This window comes from Vibrio salinus (assembly GCF_021272385.1).
In the GTDB taxonomy this organism is placed as follows: domain Bacteria; phylum Pseudomonadota; class Gammaproteobacteria; order Enterobacterales; family Vibrionaceae; genus Vibrio; species Vibrio salinus.
The window spans coordinates 345308-363317 of the sequence record NZ_JAJSDZ010000005.1; the positions used below are offsets into that span (position 1 = coordinate 345308).

Here is an 18010-nt window from a genome sequence, read left to right on the forward strand (position 1 = left end):
ACTACTCCTCGCCAACAGGCCCGTCGGCCATTTTATCCGGGTCCAAACCCCAGTCTTTCCAGACTGGTTCAACACCCGATGGTAGCCATAAATTTCTGCCAAGCTCTAGCCAGGCGGATGGATAATGGAAATCGCTACCTTGTGAAGCTAATAATTTGTATTGTATAGCATAATCAGATAAATTTCTTCTTTCTTGCATTCCCTGTTGTGGCTGAGCCACTTCCATGGCGTCCCCTCCGGCTTCAACAAACGCGGCCAGAAGACGTTTAACCCATTTCGCCGTCAGATCATAACGTCCCGGATGAGCCAAAACGGCCACACCACCGGCTGCATGAATAATGTTGATCGCTTCTTCCATGCTTCCCCAGTTTGGTGGTACATAACCCGGCTTCCCTCTCTTCAGATATTTTTTAAACACCTGCTGAAGATTTTTAGCGTACTCATTATCAGCCAGCCACTTAGCAAAGTGCGCCCGGGTAATCGAGGCTTCCCCGGCGATGGTCTGAACTTCCTCTAATACGCCTTCTCTGGTCACTTTTTCCAGACGTTCGGCAATCAATTCAGCCCGCACCTGACGCCTCTGCTTCTGGGTATGAATAAAGGCGGTCAGTTCCGGATGCTGCGGTTCAATGTTCAGTCCGACGATATGAATGTCTTTATTCTGCCAGACCGTTGATATTTCTATCCCCGGAATCAGTTTAATAGGTCGATCCTGCAAAGAATCAATATAAGTCTGAGCTTCTGCTAATCCATCAGTTGTATCGTGATCAGTAATAGCAAGCACCCTGACATCAAATTCAATGGCTCTGGCAACCAGATCAGCAGGTGATAAATGGCCATCCGATGCTGTGGTATGACTATGTAAATCTATTTTCATAATATTTTTAGGTAATTAACCAATAAAGGCTTGACTTTTAATTGCCGAACTAGTTTACTAGTACGCAAATACACAAAAGGTATGTCGTTATGCTACATAAGTTTGAGACACAGTTAAATGCCCTTAGTAATCCATCGCTTAAAACCTGGCGTTGGTGGCGTTGTAATTTCTTGAACTATCAAGCGGATGCCTAGTGCACGATTTCTGAAAAAAGTCCGCTGATGCGGACTTTTTTATTATGGGAAGTAGCCAAAGAAAACCAGAAATATCCTCTACACTTCTCGTAAACATAAAATACACTTTAGGGAACTTGGGATGAAAATTTCAGATAATGCAAAAAATAAAGGGAAGCTAAATGTTATAAGCAGATCAATCCCTTACTACTCAGACCCAACCAGTCTGTTCCATACTTTATGTGAAAATAAAACCGATTGTCTGTTGCTGGAATCAGCAGAAATTGACTCTAAAGAGAACACCAAAAGTTTCTTCCTTATTGATGCAGCTGTAAGAATTGTCTGTTTCGGACAAGAAGTCACGTTTGAAGCTCTGACCGAAAATGGCCAGAACCTGATTCGTTTTCTGGAAACTCAGTTGGACGACTCAGTCCGGTATTCCCTGAGCAAAGAAAAGCTCACCCTTAATTTTGAAAAAGCCAATGATTTACTGGACGAAGACAGTCGACTGAAAGAAGCCTCCCCCTTTGACGGCATCAGGATGGTTCAACAATGTTTTGATTCAGAAGCTCATGGCCAGTTTGCGATCTTCATTGGCGGCGTTTTCGCCTACGATCTGGTGGCAAATTTCGAACCACTCGGAGACGCTGTTGCCACAAACAAATGTCCGGATTATGTGTTTTATGTTGCCGAAAACCTGCTGATTATTGATCATCAGGCGGAAAAATGTCAGTTGCAGGGAACCATTTTTGACAGCAATAATGCTTCACCAACATTGCTGGATGCGCGTCTGGCAGAAATCAGCCAACAGTGCCGCACCCCAATTACACTACCGGCAGCTGAGCAGATCGCCGACATGAGTGTTTCAACCAACGTCAGCGATGAAGAATACTGCCAGACCGTCTCCGAACTGAAAGAATATATTGTCAATGGCGATATCTTTCAGGTCGTCCCGTCAAGACGCTTCACCTTACCCTGTCCTTCTCCGTTAGCCGCGTACAAAACGCTCAAAGAAAGTAACCCAAGCCCTTATATGTTCTATATACAGGACGAGGCTTTTACTCTGTTTGGTGCATCTCCGGAAAGTGCCCTTAAATACGAAAAAGAAACCAATCAGATAGAAATTTATCCGATTGCCGGCACCCGTGGCCGCGGAAAAAATTCAGACGGTTCAATAAACTTAGATTTGGATGGAAGAATCGAACTGGAACTGCGGACGGATAAAAAAGAAAATGCCGAACATATGATGCTGGTTGATCTGGCCAGAAATGATGTTGCCAGAATCTCTGAAGCAGGCAGCCGTCATGTTGCCGATCTTTTGAAAGTTGACCGGTACAGCCACGTGATGCATCTGGTCTCCCGGGTTGTCGGACAGCTCCGTTCTGATTTGGATGCTCTTCACGCCTATCAGGCCTGCATGAATATGGGAACATTAACCGGAGCACCAAAAATCCGGGCAATGCAGCTGGTCAGAAAATATGAAAAAGAACGTCGCGGCAGCTATGGTGGTGCTGTTGGATACCTGACGGGACATGGTGATCTGGACACCTGTATTGTTATCCGCTCGGCTTATGTCGAAAATGGCATTGCGAACGTTCAGGCCGGGGCCGGTGTTGTCTATGATTCGATTCCTCAATTTGAAGCGGACGAAACCCGGGGCAAAGCACAGGCCGTCATTTCAGCCATTCAGTCAGCGCATCAGATGAAGTAAGGAGATTCTCATGGCTAACATTATATTTATCGACAACTTCGACTCCTTTACTTATAACCTGGTCGATCAGTTTCGTTCTCTGGGGCACTCAGTGACGGTTTACCGAAACAGCATTGCAGCCACACAAATTGAGCAGGCAGCACTAACAGCAAAAGATCCAATTGTGGTACTTTCTCCCGGTCCGGGCACGCCGTCAAATGCCGGCTCTATGCCTGAACTCATTGAACTGTTAAAAGGCAAAGCACCAATCATCGGTATCTGTCTGGGACATCAGGCGATAGTAGAAGCATACGGTGGCACTGTTGGTGGAGCAGGACAAATTATCCACGGCAAAGTATCCATGATGAAACATAACAATCATCCGACGTATGAAAACCTGCCATCTCCGTTTGCCATTGCCAGATACCATTCATTAGTGGCTCATGATATTCCTGAAGCATTAACGGTGACGGCAGAAGTGGACGGGCTGGTCATGTCGGTCGTTCATGAAGAGGACAAAGTCTGCGGTTTTCAGTTCCATCCGGAATCCATTATGACAACCTATGGTGCACAACTTCTTTCTAATGCCATTAACTGGGCAACGGGTACTAAGTAACGAATGGAATAAAGGTTTAACAAAGGAATTATCTTATGTCGGCAGAACAAGCCATTATCAATAAATTATATGAACAACAAAATCTGACGAAAGACGAAAGCCAGGTTCTGTTCGATAGCATCATCAAAGGCCAGCTCGACCCCATTTTGATGGGCGCCGCTCTGACAGCATTAAAAATAAAGCACGAAACGCCTGACGAAATCTCGGGAGCTGTCGAGGCTTTACTGGACAATGCAAAACCCTTCCCACGCCCTGACTACGATTTTGCAGACATCGTCGGAACCGGTGGTGACGGCGCAAATACCATCAATATATCAACCACCTCAGCTTTTGTTGCAGCTGCCGCAGGATTTAAAGTAGCAAAGCATGGTAACCGTGGCGTTTCCAGTAAATCCGGCTCCTCCGATTTACTGGATGCCTTCGGTATTAATCTGGCGATGAGTGTCGAAAACACCCGCAAAGCACTGGATGAGCTGGGCGTCGCCTTTATGTTCGCACCTCAATATCACGGAGGGGTAAAACATGCTATGCCTGTGCGTCAGGCAATGAAAACCCGGACCATATTTAATATTCTTGGCCCACTCATTAACCCTGCCCGGCCCGGAATTGAGCTAATGGGCGTTTACAGTGCAGAGTTAATATTGCCCATTGCCAAAACAATGCTGAAAATGGGAATGAAACGAGCTGCCGTTGTCAATGGCTCCGGATTGGATGAAGTGGCTATCCATGGCCCAACTCAGGTTGCCGAAATTAAAGATGGAAAAATCATTGAGTACACCCTGACACCGGAAGACTTTGGTTTATCCACCTACCCGCTGTCTGCGATTGAAGGCGGTGTCCCAGAGGAAAATAAACGTCTGGTTGCAGACATCCTAACCGGAAAAGGACAACCCGCCCATATTGCAGCTGTTGCAGCAAACGTCGCCATGCTGATGCGGTTATTTGGTGAAGAGGACCTGAAGGCAAATGCGGCAAAAGCCATCGAGGTCATGAACTCGGGTAAAGCATACGAGCTTGTTGAAGAATTAGCGAAACGAGGATAAAAGAATGACCGGAAAGTTGTCTGAACATATCACAACAAAAGACACTGAAATGGCGGAAGTTCTCGCTAAAATCGTGGCAGATAAACGAGTCTGGGTTGAAGAAAGAATGAAAGTTCAGCCTCTTGACAGTTTTCAGTCTCAGGTGACCACATCAGACAGAAGTTTTTACGATGCCCTGAAATCGGATAGCACCGCATTCATTCTTGAATGTAAAAAAGCGTCTCCGTCAAAAGGGCTGATTCGGGAGCACTTTGATCTTGATGGCATTGCCTCCGTTTACAGACATTACGCCAATGCCATTTCAGTACTGACTGATGAAAAATATTTTCAGGGTAATCTGGATTTTGTCAATCAGGTCAGAAGTCAGGTCACTCAGCCGGTTCTGTGCAAAGACTTCATGATTTCTACATATCAGGTATATTTAGCCCGTTACTATCAGGCTGATGCTATCCTGCTTATGCTGTCTGTACTTGATGACCGATCCTATCAGGAACTGGCCGGACTGGCGCACTCGCTTGGCATGGGAATTCTGACTGAAGCAAGTAATGAAGAAGAAGCCGAAAGGGCAATAAAACTCGGGGCGAAGGTCATCGGAATCAACAACCGGAACCTTAGAGATCTGACCACAGATTTGGAACGGACGAAACATCTGGCACCAATGCTACCAAAAGACGTTACGATTATTTCTGAGTCCGGAATTTACACCAACAATCAGGTCAGAGAGCTTAGCCGCTATGCGAACGGATTTTTAATTGGCAGTTCTTTAATGGCAGAAGACGACTTAGAAAAAGCGGTTCGCAAAGTGATCTATGGGGAAGTCAAAGTTTGCGGACTGACATCACCGGAGGATGCCGCCAAAGCTCACCATGCAGGTGCCATTTACGGTGGTCTTATCCTTGTCGGGAAATCCCCCCGTTATGTCACCGATGAAGAGGCAAAACACATCATTGCTGGTGCATCCTTACGGTATGTCGGTGTATTCCAGAACCATGCCATTGATGAAGTCAGCCATCTGGCCAAAATGTTGAAATTACACGCCGTTCAGTTACACGGTAACGAAGATCAAAAATACGTTGATAAATTACGAGCCACGCTTCCCGATAGCATACAGATTTGGAAAGCCTACGGTGTAACTGACCGAATTCCACAACTTATTGCAAATAATGTCGACCGCCATTTATGTGACAGTAAGGTAGGTCACTGTTCCGGTGGAACCGGACAGGCTTTCAACTGGCAATTACTTTCAGGAAACAACCAGGTCATGCTCGCCGGTGGTTTAACCCCTGACAATATTCAACAGGCAGCCAACCTTGGCTGTATCGGACTGGATCTGAACTCCGGTGTCGAAAGTGAACCCGGTAAAAAAGACAGTCAAAAATTAAAACTGGCGTTTGATAAGCTTCGTCAATACTAAACGCCTAACCGTATCAGTTTAAGGAAACATTATGTCTATACTCAACGCCTATTTTGGTGAATATGGTGGTCAGTATGTACCACAAATTTTGGTCCCAGCACTGGAACAATTAGAAAAAGCCTTCGTCGACGCTCAGAAAGATCCTGAGTTCCAATCTGAGTTTATGGGCCTTTTGCAGGAATACGCCGGGCGGCCTACCGCTCTGACTCTGACCCGGAACATTACCAAAGGTACAAAAACAAAACTGTATCTGAAACGGGAAGATCTGCTGCACGGCGGCGCCCACAAAACCAACCAGGTTCTGGGTCAGGCACTGCTTGCCAAACGAATGGGAAAAACGGAAATCATCGCAGAAACCGGTGCCGGACAACACGGTGTCGCTACCGCTCTGGCCTGTGCACTACTGGATCTGAAATGCCGGATTTACATGGGAGCAAAAGATGTTGAAAGACAAAGCCCGAACGTATTTCGTATGAAACTGATGGGCGCCGAAGTTATCCCGGTACATGCAGGCTCAGCAACCCTGAAAGACGCCTGTAACGAAGCACTACGAGACTGGTCCGCCACTTATGAAACCACTCACTATCTTCTGGGGACAGCGGCGGGTCCGCACCCATTCCCGACAATTGTACGTGAATTTCAGAAAATGATTGGTGAAGAAGCTAAAAACCAGATTCTGGCCCGGGAAGGCCGTCTGCCTGACGCCGTTATTGCCTGTGTTGGTGGTGGCTCAAATGCGATTGGTCTGTTCGCCGATTTCATCGACGAAACCGATGTAAAACTGATCGGCGTCGAACCTGGTGGTAAAGGTGTAGATACTCATATGCACGGAGCGCCTCTTCGCCATGGAAAAACCGGCATTTACCTCGGAATGAAAGCGCCATTGATGCAGACAGATGACGGACAGATAGAAGAATCCTATTCAGTCTCTGCTGGTCTCGACTTCCCATCCGTAGGGCCACAACACGCGTATCTCCACTCAATTGGTCGTGCTCAGTATGAGAATGCAACAGACGATGAAGCACTGGAAGCATTTCAGAATCTAGCAAAACACGAAGGTATCATTCCGGCCCTGGAAAGCTCGCACGCACTGGCTTATGCACTGAAACTGGCTTTCTCCGAACCGGATAAAGAGCAGATTTTCATTGTAAATCTGTCCGGACGTGGAGACAAAGACATCTTTACCGTCAATAAAATCTTAGAAGAAAAAGGAGCTCTATAATGGATCGTTATTCTGCGCTGTTTAATCGCTTGACAGAAAAAAATCAGGGCGCTTTTGTTCCGTTTGTTACTATTGGCGATCCTAACCCTGAACTTTCTAAGGATGTCATCTTTGCACTGATAGAAGGTGGTGCCGACGCTCTTGAACTGGGCATGCCTTTCTCCGATCCTCTTGCTGACGGACCAACCATTCAGGGAGCAAATTTGCGGGCACTGAACGCCAATACCACTGTACAGAAATGCTTTGATATTATTGCTTCTGTCCGGGCTGCATACCCTGAACTTCCCATAGGGCTTCTGATGTACGCTAACCTTGTTTTTTCTAATGGCATAGAATCCTTTTATCAACGCTGTCAGCAAGCAGGTATCGACTCGGTATTAGTTGCAGACGTTCCAACAACTGAAAGCAAAGATTTCCTTGCCGCGGCTGAAAAATTCGGAATTAAACCCATCTTTATTGCCCCGCCTTCCGCTTCGGATGAAGTACTAAAACAGGTTGCGGAATTGGGCTCCGGTTATACTTACCTGCTATCTCGTTCCGGGGTCACCGGGGCTGAAACCAAAGCCAATATGCCGGTTCATGAAATTCTCGACAAGCTGGCGGACTTCAATGCTCCACCAGCGTTACTTGGATTTGGAATCTCTGAGCCAGCTCAGGTTAAAGCAGCGCTTAACGCAGGTGCGGCTGGGGCAATCAGTGGTTCTGCGGTAGTTAAAATCATTGAGAACTATCACCAGAATCCGGAAGCTATGCTGAGTGAGCTAAAATCATTTACAGAAAAAATGAAAGCCGCAACTCAGAAATAAGCTCTATCCTTCCTCATTAATAGCTAGGATCTGATGATCTTTGGTAATTATTTTTGCAGCGGGTTGATGGTGATTTAGGCAAAGCGGGGCATGTGAAGTGTAGTCATCTACATCAATCATGGCCCAACGCTGAATCAATCACCATCAAGCGCTGCCCGAAGAGTTAATCTGAACAGGCTTTCTTAGAATGAGTAAGCTACATGCCCTGCCTCTCAATCAAACCCCGTTCATAGAGAACAAAAATTAACAGAAAAAAGATCAACAGACTCGCTATTTTATTGGTAAATATCAGTCATTTTCAGCATATTCTTCGAAAGAATTTATTCACAATTTTTACAAATCACCCCGAAAGAAAACGTTTGCGCAATAGTTTTGCAAAATAATTATCCACATTTATTCAATTTATAATTAATTTCTATAATAAATTCGATCTTTACGACAATTTCTCTTGATCTAAGCGTCATAGATCTGTAAAACGCATAGTCGAATCATTATCCAGAAATTGACATTTAATCAGTGGGTAATTCCAGGAAGTTGTTAATTACGTAGCACAGAGGTTATGGAAGTGTTAAAAGAAAAGAATTTGCTAACCAACATCGGCTTTCAGGTCGTTTTGGCAATGATCCTCGGTACTGTTGTCGGTGCCACAATGGGGCATAATGCTTCAATGTTTGCCCCTTTAGGCGCAATCTTTATCAATTTAATTAAAATGCTTGTTATCCCCTTGGTTGCAGTCGCTCTTATTTCCGGTGCAGCTGGATTGGGAAACAGCCAGTCAGCAGGAAAAGTTGGTGTTACAACACTGGCTTACTTCGCGTTAACGTCTGCTCTGGCAGTAACGCTTGCTCTTGTGATGGGAGAAATGTTTAAACCCGGAATCGGAATTGATGTTTCCGGCGTACAAAGTATGTTCTCATCAGAATACGCATCAAAAGGTGACCTGCCTACTTTCTGGGAAACGGTCATTGGCATGATTCCAACCAATATTTTCCAGTCACTTAATAATGCAAATATTCTTCAGATTCTTGTATTCTGTCTGTTCTTTGGTATTGCACTTACCAAACAAAGCAAAGAAAAAAGAGAGCCCATCATTCAGGGCGTAAACACTATTGTTGATGCCATGGTATGGATGATTAACAAAGTGATGGTTATCGCCCCAATTGGTGTTTTCGGTCTGATGTCAGAAGCGGTTGGCACATTTGGCTTCGGCGCATTGACTGTTGTATTAAAACTGTTTGTCGTCTATATGGCCGCCATTCTGATCTTCGGTTTTATCGTTTACCCACTGATGATTCAGATTTTCACAAAAACCTCTGCCCGCAAGTTTATCTCTGCAATGAAAAAACCACAGGCGGTTGCGCTTTCAACTGCATCCTCAATGGCAACATTACCGGTCACTATGGATACCTGTGAAAATGAACTCGCAGTCAGTAACCCGACAGCCTCATTTGTACTGCCTTTAGGTGCAACCATCAACATGTCGGGTAATGCTATCTACTACGGATTAGTCGCTGTATTTTTCGCTCAGTTATTCCATATCGATTTAAGCATGGGCGCTTATATCACAATCATTATTACATCAACACTTGGCGCTGTAGGTCAGGCAGGCGTACCCGGACCAACCTTCCTTGTTGTGGCTGTATTGCTTGCTGCCGGTATTCCAATCGAAGGTCTGCCGCTATTGTTTGCGCTTGACCGTATTTTTGATATGACCCGTACTGCTCTAAATATAACCGGTGATGCAGCTTGTGCACTTATCGTGGATGCACTGGTTCAGGAACAGACAGAAGAAGAATCTGTCAACGAAGTTGCTACTCAGGAATAATACGCTTTTTATTCTATTTCACTAAAGGTGACTTTCAGACCTGTTTCTCATACATAAATCCTCGGGTAACCCCCGGGGATTTTTTGAACACATTCCTGATCTAATAATAAGATCAATTACCACCCTTTCACAGAGCAAGAAAATGATAGCATTTGCTCAATAACCCCAAACGTCCAGGCAGGATATTCCCTGCAATATTCAGATAGTCGTTACTCTATCCTGTTCTTCTTAATCTAGAAAAATACCATCTAAATTTCTAACTAAAACATATAATCGATGCCAGTCTTTTATTTTTGGAATTGCATACTTGAGTAGGAAAAGTAATTATGGAAAAAACTGAGGTAAATTAACTTCCACACGTTTCCGGATTTAAAATTACCATATACAGACCCTAACAATATAATGGAGAACTAAATAAAGAATGAAGTTGCAAGCAATCACCTATTTTAATGAACTTGTTCGCTCTCGTTCAATTCGTCAGGCGGCAGAAACATTAGGAGTATCACCAACAGCAATCAGCCGTCAACTCGAAAACCTGGAACACTATTTTGGCGCGCCCCTGATAATAAGGAATGCCAGAGGAATTACTTTAACGGCAGCCGGAGAAACTCTTGCTAAACGTTCCAAAGAAATGATGAGAGATATCAGTAAAACCCGACAAGCAATTGATGATCTACGTGGACTAAAACAGGGGAACGTGTCTATTTATGTTAATGGCGCCGCCATCCATACCATGTTGGCTCCTGCTCTGGCTCAGTTTTACGCCCTTTATCCGGCAATAACTATTACAGTAACCGTTTCCTCAGCACATGATGCTGTCAGTGCTGTATTGAACGGCAACACAGATATGGCTGTAACGATGTTCTCCGAAGCCGATCCCCAACTAGACATACGCTTTAAATTACCAGTTCGTCATGAGTTAATTATGGCTCGCAACCATCCACTGGCAACATTATCAGAGGTTCCACTGAAAAAAATGAAAGACTACCCTATCGCAATGCCAGATAGATCATTTGGTATCAGGCGGAATTTTGACCACCTACAAAGGGTTGCAGGTCTTCAGCCACTGGACTCAACCTTTACAACCTCATCTTTGGAGCTACAAAAAGAGGTTGCATTAAGAACATCTGCCTTGTTAATTCTTCCTGCAATGTCAGTCATTCGTGAAATACGTGCAAATGAACTCGTAGCCCGCCCCTTTGAAAAACCTTACATCATTGAAACCGACCTTCAGTTAAGCCGGGCCCAAAAAGTTCCTCCAAGTTTTGCGGCTGCAAAATTTGCAGAGTTTCTGGAAACTTTTCTTCCTGCTGAAGCTAAAATACTGCAAGAAGAAATGGAAAAATCACACGAAAATACGAATATTCAGCCAAACCAACATTAAGTTACTCAAGTCGAATATTATATCCTTACATAAAAAATCAGAATTTAATGCCGCACTATATAATAAGATTTAAGCTAAATTATTTATTCCTATAACAATAAAAGCTCAATCATTCATTAAATATAATTAATTGAATAAGATACAAAAAACTCCATTTAATTTTTCTATTTAACAACGTTTAATTGCATTTAATTTATAAATAATCTTTATCTCTGACTAACGTTAGTAATAATATAAAAAACCTTAAATTTTATTTGATACAGTTTTTTTCATTAATACTATATTTTAGTGCAACGGTTTTGATTGCACTATGCACTAAAAATTAACATTGCAATTTCACTGAAAATTCAGGCAAGGTATAAATATCAAATCAATGAACGAGTACACAGAACACGGACAGTTTTGCACACTAAAAAAGGGGTCACTGGTTTATGACAAGTCATTTTCGTTCTCTTTTAGCTTCAACAGCCATCGTTGGGCTATTCCTATCGATAGGTGCATCCGCAGCATCTAGAACCGACCTGATTTTGGGGATGGGGGTTGAACCCTCAGGTCTGGATCCCACAGTCGCGGCACCCGTCGCTATTGGTCAGGTCGTTTGGCAAAACATTTTTGAAGGATTGGTCACGATCGACAAAGATGGGAAAGTACAACCAGAACTGGCCAAAAGTTGGAACATATCAGATAACGGGTTAACCTACACCTTTCACTTGCGTGATGACGTAAATTTCCAAAATGGCAAACCGTTTAATTCCGCTAGTGCCAAATTTAGCATTGAAAAAATACTCGGAAATGATTCCGTCAATCCTCAGAAAAACCTGTATAAAGTCATCGATAAAGTGTCAGCACCAGATGCGACGACTCTCGTTCTCTCTCTCAAAGAACCGTTATCTGACCTGTTGTACTATTTAGGTTATCCCGCAGCAATTATGGTAGAACCAAGCAGCGAACCAACAAACGCAACTCATCCTGTCGGCACAGGCCCATTTGAAATAAAACAATGGAAGAAAGGTAACCAGGTAACCCTGGTAAAAAATCCTCAATATTGGGGGGCTCCCGCTAAGTTAACGAAAGTCACTTTCCGGTTTATCGGTAACGCACAGGCTCAGGCCGCGGCGTTAAATTCTGGCGGTGTAGATGCGATGGCTGAGTTTGATGCGCCTGAGCTGGTAAAACAATTTCAGAATAATCCTGCATTTAACACTGTTATCGGTACTACCAGCATGGAAATTGTCGCTGGTATGAATAATTCGAGAAAACCGTTTAACAATATAAAAGTTCGACAAGCTCTGATGATGGCCATTGATCGTAAGACGCTGGTTGATGCAGCCAATGAAGGACTGGGAACACCAATAGGAAGCCACTTTTCTCCTTCAGATGCAGGTTATGAAGATCTAACCGGAGTATTACCCTATTCACCCGAAAAGGCGAAGAAACTGCTTGCTGAAGCCGGCTATCCAAATGGGTTTACTTTTACGATGAAAGTCCCTACACGTACTTACGCTCAGCGTGCAGCTGAAATTATGCAGGCATACTTTGCGATGATTGGTGTCACCATGAAGATTGAATCTTCTGAGTTTCCCGCCAAATGGGTTTCAGATGTTTTTAAAGACAAAAACTACGATATGACCATTATCGGTCATGCTGAACCATTAGATATTAGTATCTATAACCGATCTCATTATTATTTCAATTATCACAGTCCGAAGTTTGATAAAGCAATGACGGTGATTGCTAATGCGACTGACGAAAATTCACGGCTGAAGGGCTATCGCCACGCTGAGGAAATTCTGGCCCACGACGTCCCTGCATTATTTTTATATGCTTACCCTAAAATAGGAGTTTGGAAAAAAGGACTACATGGTCTGTGGACAAATGAACCAATACCGTCAAATGATCTCACAGATGTTTATTGGCAATAAGCAAACTTACTTTTAAGCACAACAAAATAAAAAATCTGTTCTATTTTTCCACAAGGACAAATAAGCAATGAATCCTATAATCAAATCACTGGCAGGGCTGTTAGTTACCCTGCTTGTGGTTTCCTTCGTGATTTTTTTGGTGATGGAAGCGGTTCCTGGCGATCCTGCAGAAATTATCCTCGGTACATCCGCATCCCCGGACACGCTGGAAGCCCTAAGAAATCAGCTTGGACTTAATCAGCCACTGATCACACGCTACATTTGCTGGCTAACCGGTGTTTTGCACGGCGATCTTGGTAATTCCTATACCTACTCGACCCCCGTTGCACAGCTCATTGGAGAACGTCTTAAAGTAACGTTACCTCTCACTGCGATGGCTATTGTAATTTCAGTTGCTATTTCTTTACCTCTTGGTGTTATCGCAGCATCACGTCCTAACGGGTTAATCGATAATTTTGCCTCATTGTTCGCTCAAATCGGTATCGCTGTGCCCAACTTCTGGATTGGCCTCTTGCTTATACTCGGCGTTGCACTCTATTTCGGAGCATTGCCTGCAGGCGGTTTCCCCGGCTGGAATTCAGGCCTATGGCCGGGAATCAAAGCACTTATATTACCATCCATTGCCCTGGCTATTCCTCAGGCAGCAGTATTAACCAGAGTAACACGCTCTGCTGTTATTGAAGTTACTAACGAGGATTTTGTCCGAACAGCGAGAGCAAAAGGAGCAACGCCCAGCATTGCCCTATGGCGTCATGTAATGCCTAACGCTCTGATTCCTGTGGTTACTATGCTGGGTATGCAAATATCAGTGCTTATCGCAGGTGCAGTATTAGTTGAAAACGTCTTCAATTTACCGGGATTAGGCTCACTAGCCTATCAGGCACTCGCGCAAAGAGATCTCATCGTTATTCAAAATGTCGTGCTCTTTTTTGCCACTATCGTAATGGGAGTTAATGTACTGGTCGATGCCGTCTACACCATATTGGATCCAAGACTGAGGGTAAGAAAATGAAACGACTGCCCTGGTCTCTGATTATCGGAGTCATTATTACCAGTATATTTATCATTGCAGCGATCACCAGTCGTTTCTGGACGCCGGCAGATCCGACCACAATCAATATCCTTCATCGGTTAAAAGGTCCGGGAGTCGCCGGGCTACTGGGTGCAGACCATTTTGGCCGCGATGAATTATCAATGATCATGAGTGGAGCCTGGATTTCACTTGGAATATCCTTTTCCTCCATTGCTTTAGGTGGTATCACAGGAACATTTCTGGGTGTAACATCAGCAGCGAAACGTGGTCATTTTGAAGCATTGGTTATGAGGATCAGTGATGTGCTGTTTTCATTTCCTCCAGTGCTATCTGCCATTCTCCTTGCGGCCATATTAGGTGGCGGTCCTATTACTACCATTGTTGCTATTGCTTTGTTTATGATCCCCGTTTTTGCGCGTATAACACGCAGTGCGGCTTTACAAATCTGGGCCAGAGATTACATTCTTGCTGCGAAAATGGCCGGGAAAAGTGACATCCACATTACGATAGAACATGTCATTCCAAATATCGGAGCACAAATCATTGTTCAGATAGCAATACAAACCGGACTTGGAATATTAACTGAAGCAGGCCTTTCTTTTCTTGGACTCGGTGTGTCACCGCCGACACCGAGCTGGGGACGAATGCTTGCAGATTCACAAACCTACCTTTCCATTGCTCCTCATATGGTTCTGGTCCCCGGACTCACAATTTGTATTGCCGTATTAGGACTTAATCTCTTAGGTGATGGTCTGCGTGACCTGACTGACCCCCGAAGGAGGCAATCCACATGATACTGGATATTCAAGATCTTAGAGTCAGCTTTCAAAATGAAAATGGGGCATGTACTGAAGTTGTTCACGGTATGAGCTTACAACTCGGTAAGGGTGAAACCCTAGGAATTGTCGGAGAGAGCGGTTCAGGGAAATCGGTTCTATCACTTGCAACTATGGGGTTATTACCAAAAACAGCACATGCCAGCGGCAAGATTTTGTTTAATGGAAATAACCTGCTCGATATGTCAGAGCGCCAACTGTGCCGTATTCGTGGCTCTAAAATAGGAATGATATTTCAAGAGCCAATGACAGCTCTCAATCCGGCAATGAAAGTTGGAGCCCAAATTGCTGAAGGACTTCATCTTCATCGCTCTATCAGCCGTAGTGAAGCAAACAAGGAAGTTTTACGACTGCTCGATATGGTACAGATTCCTAACGCAGCTCAAAAGATGTTCTCCTATCCCCATGAGATGTCAGGAGGACAAAGACAGCGGGTAGGAATTGCAATTGCTCTTGCTTTAAAACCTGACCTGCTGATCGCAGACGAACCAACCACTGCTCTGGACGTCACGGTTCAGGCCGAAATACTGGATATACTCGATGATCTGGTGAGTGAACTCGATATTTCTCTTATTTTGATCTCTCACGACTTAGGTGTTATCGGCCGTATTGCGGATCGAACTTTAGTGATGTACCGGGGCAACGAAATGGAGCAAGGTGATACGGAACGCGTTTTACGCCAACCGGCACATGACTACACCCGAAAACTTCTCTCTGCTATGCCCAGACGTGCACGAGCCAGTTTATCAGTGTAAGGAGACACTCTGTGAAAAAGAAAATATTAGAAATTATCGGTCTTTTCCGGGAATTTGGTGAAGGAGAATCAAAAGTATATGCTGTGGATAATGTCTCTCTATCTATGGAGCCCGGTCAAATACTTGGCATCGTAGGTGAAAGTGGTTCAGGAAAATCGACGCTTGCACGTATTGTCATGGGGTTAGATAAACCCACAAAGGGTAATATTTTATTTGAAAATAAGGATATCTTTGCCCTTACAGCGTTCAATTTACGCCGTCTACGGGCAAATTTTCAGATGATATTCCAAGATCCCTATGGTTCATTGGATCCACGTCATAAAGTATGGCGAATCATAGCAGAGCCTTTACATCTTGAAGAGAATCCCCCTAAAGGAAAGGCACTTCGTAATCGCATCGGTACGTTACTTGAACAAGTCGGATTACAGCCAGATGACATGGATAAATATCCACACGAATTTTCTGGTGGTCAAAGACAGCGCATTGCCATCGCCAGAGCATTAATCACAAAACCAAAGCTACTTGTGGCAGATGAAGCAACATCCGCACTGGATCTTACAGTGCAAGCTCAGATTCTTAAGCTGATATTAAAGATGCGCGACACCTACGGAATATCAGTGCTTTTCATTACTCATAACATCGGTGTCGTAGACGAAATTTGCGACCAGGTAGCCGTCATGCAGTCCGGTAAGTTAATTGAGACAGGTCCTGTCAGAGAGGTGTTAGATAATCCCCGGGAACCCTATACCCAACGATTACTAGCTGCAGAACCGACTCTGGAAAAAATAGGACGTAAGTCCCGGGGACTGAAAAAAGCAGTTTCCTGACTGTACACCATTGAAACCTCTTCCCCAAAATCGACCAACGGTGAGTTACTCACCCGTTTTAATCATCAAACAAGATGGAATTTGTGCTATGAGTGATTTTTCTCAAATGAATACCCGTGCCTTGTTGAAGGCATACGCTAGTGGTGAAACCAGCCCGACAGAATACATGCATTGGCTAATTGAACGCATTGAACGAGTTGAACCAAAGATATGTGCACTGTATGCCTACAAACCCGAGCTGGCTTTACAGTTAGCAGAACACGCCACAAATCGCTGGCTTAAAGGCCAACCGCAGGGACGTTTAGACGGAATTCCCGTCACGGTTAAGGAATTGATAGCAACGGAAGGCGACCCGATTCCGATGGGAACAGCAGCAACAGAGAAAATACCGGCCCAAGAAGATGCTCCGACATCGGCCCGCCTCAAAGAAGATGGAGCAATTATCTTCGCTAAGACCACCTGCCCTGATTACGGAATGCTTTCTTCCGGTTTATCCACGTTTCATCATTTAAGCCGAAATCCCTGGGACTTAACGCAAAACCCGGGAGGTTCTTCAGCAGGAGCAGCCGCAGCCGGTTCAGCCGGACTTGGTACGCTCCATATTGGTACCGATATCGGTGGTTCAGTACGCCTGCCCGCTGGCTGGACAGGTCTGTTTGGTTTCAAACCTACTTTAGGACGCATTCCGATCTACCCATATTACACAGGAAGATGCGCCGGGCCGATGACCCGGACTGTCGATGACGCAGTCATGATTATGCCTACTATTACAAAGCCGGACTGGCGCGATACGACATCCGTTAACTATCAGGATCTTGAGTGGGATGTTGCACCGGCAGAGGTTAACGGAATGAAAATCGGACTCATGCTGGACGCCGGATGTGGTATTGAAGCTGAGCCAGAAGTAAAAGCTGCAGTGATTGCAGCCGCCAAACGATTTGAGCAGGAAGGGGCAGAAATTATTCCAATTGGTCCCGTAATGAAACGTGAATGGCTTGATGGGCTGGATGTGTTTTGGCGTGCCCGGTTTTGGGATACGATGCTAAAACTAACCGAAGAAAAACGTCAGTCAATTCTGCCCTATATTTATGAATGGGCAAAAACTGGTGGTGATGCCAGTCCACTAGCAGTAGTCAATGGCTTTGATGCAACAATGGCAATGCGTGACGCATGCGCCCAAATTTTTACTAAAGTGGATGCCGTATTATCTCCTGTTAATCCAAATGTATCTTATCCTGCTGACTGGGCCTCTCCAACAAACGATCCAAAACTCCCATTTGAACATATCGCTTTTACTGTGCCATGGAATATGGGAGAACAGCCGGCGGCGTCTATTAACTGCGGCTTTTCGAAAAGTGGCATGCCGATTGGCCTGCAAATCATTGCTCCTAAATTTGCTGATTTAAAAGTTATCTCGATGGCGAAAGCCTATGAAATATGGCGAGGGCCCATCACTAACTGGCCTGAACTTTGATAATATTTAAAATACCCAAAAACATTAAAGATATTTCCACGTTGATGACACTGTCATCAACGATAGCTTATCTATTGCCATCAACTATCCGGAAGCCGCCGATCCTAACCTCA

The 18010-nt window shown here is 44.6% G+C and carries 15 protein-coding genes; 14 read left to right on the forward strand and 1 reads right to left on the reverse strand.

The annotated features are described in order from the left end of the window. Position 1: 1 nt before the first annotated feature. The gene (gene rnm / locus LRQ06_RS01715) at positions 2–877 is read right to left on the reverse strand and encodes an RNase RNM (protein WP_232764715.1); all 876 of its coding nucleotides are present in this window, start codon (positions 875–877) and stop codon (positions 2–4) included. A 315-nt stretch (positions 878–1192) separates the two neighbouring features. Here rnm and LRQ06_RS01720 point away from each other — a divergent pair, with 315 nt between their 5' ends. From LRQ06_RS01720 to LRQ06_RS01785, 14 genes are all read left to right on the forward strand, one after another. Then, positions 1193–2761 (forward strand): anthranilate synthase component 1, encoded by a 1569-nt coding sequence (locus tag LRQ06_RS01720; protein WP_232764716.1) that lies wholly within the window; start codon positions 1193–1195, stop codon positions 2759–2761. 10 nt (positions 2762–2771) lie between these two features. Next, on the forward strand, positions 2772–3356 hold the full coding sequence (locus tag LRQ06_RS01725; protein WP_232764717.1) for an aminodeoxychorismate/anthranilate synthase component II: 585 nt from the start codon (positions 2772–2774) through the stop codon (positions 3354–3356). Positions 3357–3391: 35 nt separating this feature from the next. Continuing rightward, positions 3392–4399, forward strand: a complete 1008-nt coding sequence (gene trpD, locus LRQ06_RS01730; protein WP_232764718.1) for an anthranilate phosphoribosyltransferase — start codon at positions 3392–3394, stop codon at positions 4397–4399. A gap of 4 nt (positions 4400–4403) precedes the next feature. Further along, positions 4404–5813, forward strand: a complete 1410-nt coding sequence (gene trpCF, locus LRQ06_RS01735) for a bifunctional indole-3-glycerol-phosphate synthase TrpC/phosphoribosylanthranilate isomerase TrpF (RefSeq protein ID WP_232764719.1) — start codon at positions 4404–4406, stop codon at positions 5811–5813. Between the two features lie 31 nt (positions 5814–5844). Next, positions 5845–7035 carry a tryptophan synthase subunit beta gene (gene trpB, locus LRQ06_RS01740; RefSeq protein WP_232764720.1) on the forward strand — a complete coding sequence of 397 codons (1191 nt, stop codon included), beginning with the start codon at positions 5845–5847 and terminating at the stop codon, positions 7033–7035. Beyond that, the gene (gene trpA, locus LRQ06_RS01745) at positions 7035–7841 is read left to right on the forward strand and encodes a tryptophan synthase subunit alpha (protein WP_232764721.1); all 807 of its coding nucleotides are present in this window, start codon (positions 7035–7037) and stop codon (positions 7839–7841) included. Before trpB ends, trpA begins: the two co-directional genes overlap by 1 nt. 559 nt (positions 7842–8400) lie before the next feature. Further along, positions 8401–9666 (forward strand): dicarboxylate/amino acid:cation symporter, encoded by a 1266-nt coding sequence (locus LRQ06_RS01750; RefSeq protein ID WP_232764722.1) that lies wholly within the window; start codon positions 8401–8403, stop codon positions 9664–9666. Positions 9667–10087: 421 nt separating this feature from the next. Beyond that, on the forward strand, positions 10088–11050 hold the full coding sequence (locus LRQ06_RS01755) for a LysR family transcriptional regulator (protein WP_232764723.1): 963 nt from the start codon (positions 10088–10090) through the stop codon (positions 11048–11050). A 431-nt stretch (positions 11051–11481) separates the two neighbouring features. Continuing rightward, complete coding sequence (locus LRQ06_RS01760; protein WP_232764724.1) at positions 11482–12972, forward strand: ABC transporter substrate-binding protein; 1491 nt, start codon at positions 11482–11484, stop codon at positions 12970–12972. Positions 12973–13039: 67 nt separating this feature from the next. Next, a complete protein-coding gene (locus LRQ06_RS01765) occupies positions 13040–13984 on the forward strand; it encodes an ABC transporter permease (RefSeq protein WP_232764725.1) in 945 nt (314 codons plus the stop codon). Next, a complete protein-coding gene (locus tag LRQ06_RS01770) occupies positions 13981–14799 on the forward strand; it encodes an ABC transporter permease (protein WP_232764726.1) in 819 nt (272 codons plus the stop codon). The genes LRQ06_RS01765 and LRQ06_RS01770 overlap by 4 nt, the downstream gene beginning before the upstream one ends. Before the next feature lie 71 nt (positions 14800–14870). Next, positions 14871–15596, forward strand: coding sequence for an ABC transporter ATP-binding protein (locus LRQ06_RS01775; RefSeq protein ID WP_232764727.1), 726 nt, complete (start codon positions 14871–14873; stop codon positions 15594–15596). A gap of 11 nt (positions 15597–15607) precedes the next feature. Next, entirely contained in the window at positions 15608–16423 is an 816-nt protein-coding gene (locus LRQ06_RS01780) for an ABC transporter ATP-binding protein (protein WP_232764728.1), read from the forward strand. 88 nt (positions 16424–16511) lie between these two features. Beyond that, positions 16512–17897 (forward strand): amidase, encoded by a 1386-nt coding sequence (locus tag LRQ06_RS01785; RefSeq protein WP_232764729.1) that lies wholly within the window; start codon positions 16512–16514, stop codon positions 17895–17897. Positions 17898–18010 lie beyond the last annotated feature (113 nt).

Coding starts and splice junctions, on each gene's coding strand:
- trpD (WP_232764718.1), top strand. CDS start 3,392: ATGTCGGCAGAACAAGCCATTATCAATAAATTATATGAACAACAAAAT.
- LRQ06_RS01755 (WP_232764723.1), top strand. CDS start 10,088: ATGAAGTTGCAAGCAATCACCTATTTTAATGAACTTGTTCGCTCTCGT.
- LRQ06_RS01750 (WP_232764722.1), top strand. CDS start 8,401: ATGGAAGTGTTAAAAGAAAAGAATTTGCTAACCAACATCGGCTTTCAG.
- LRQ06_RS01785 (WP_232764729.1), top strand. CDS start 16,512: ATGAGTGATTTTTCTCAAATGAATACCCGTGCCTTGTTGAAGGCATAC.
- LRQ06_RS01775 (WP_232764727.1), top strand. CDS start 14,871: ATGAGCTTACAACTCGGTAAGGGTGAAACCCTAGGAATTGTCGGAGAG.
- rnm (WP_232764715.1), bottom strand. CDS start 877: ATGAAAATAGATTTACATAGTCATACCACAGCATCGGATGGCCATTTA.
- LRQ06_RS01720 (WP_232764716.1), top strand. CDS start 1,193: ATGAAAATTTCAGATAATGCAAAAAATAAAGGGAAGCTAAATGTTATA.
- LRQ06_RS01765 (WP_232764725.1), top strand. CDS start 13,040: ATGAATCCTATAATCAAATCACTGGCAGGGCTGTTAGTTACCCTGCTT.
- LRQ06_RS01770 (WP_232764726.1), top strand. CDS start 13,981: ATGAAACGACTGCCCTGGTCTCTGATTATCGGAGTCATTATTACCAGT.
- trpA (WP_232764721.1), top strand. CDS start 7,035: ATGGATCGTTATTCTGCGCTGTTTAATCGCTTGACAGAAAAAAATCAG.
- trpB (WP_232764720.1), top strand. CDS start 5,845: ATGTCTATACTCAACGCCTATTTTGGTGAATATGGTGGTCAGTATGTA.
- LRQ06_RS01760 (WP_232764724.1), top strand. CDS start 11,482: ATGACAAGTCATTTTCGTTCTCTTTTAGCTTCAACAGCCATCGTTGGG.
- LRQ06_RS01725 (WP_232764717.1), top strand. CDS start 2,772: ATGGCTAACATTATATTTATCGACAACTTCGACTCCTTTACTTATAAC.
- trpCF (WP_232764719.1), top strand. CDS start 4,404: ATGACCGGAAAGTTGTCTGAACATATCACAACAAAAGACACTGAAATG.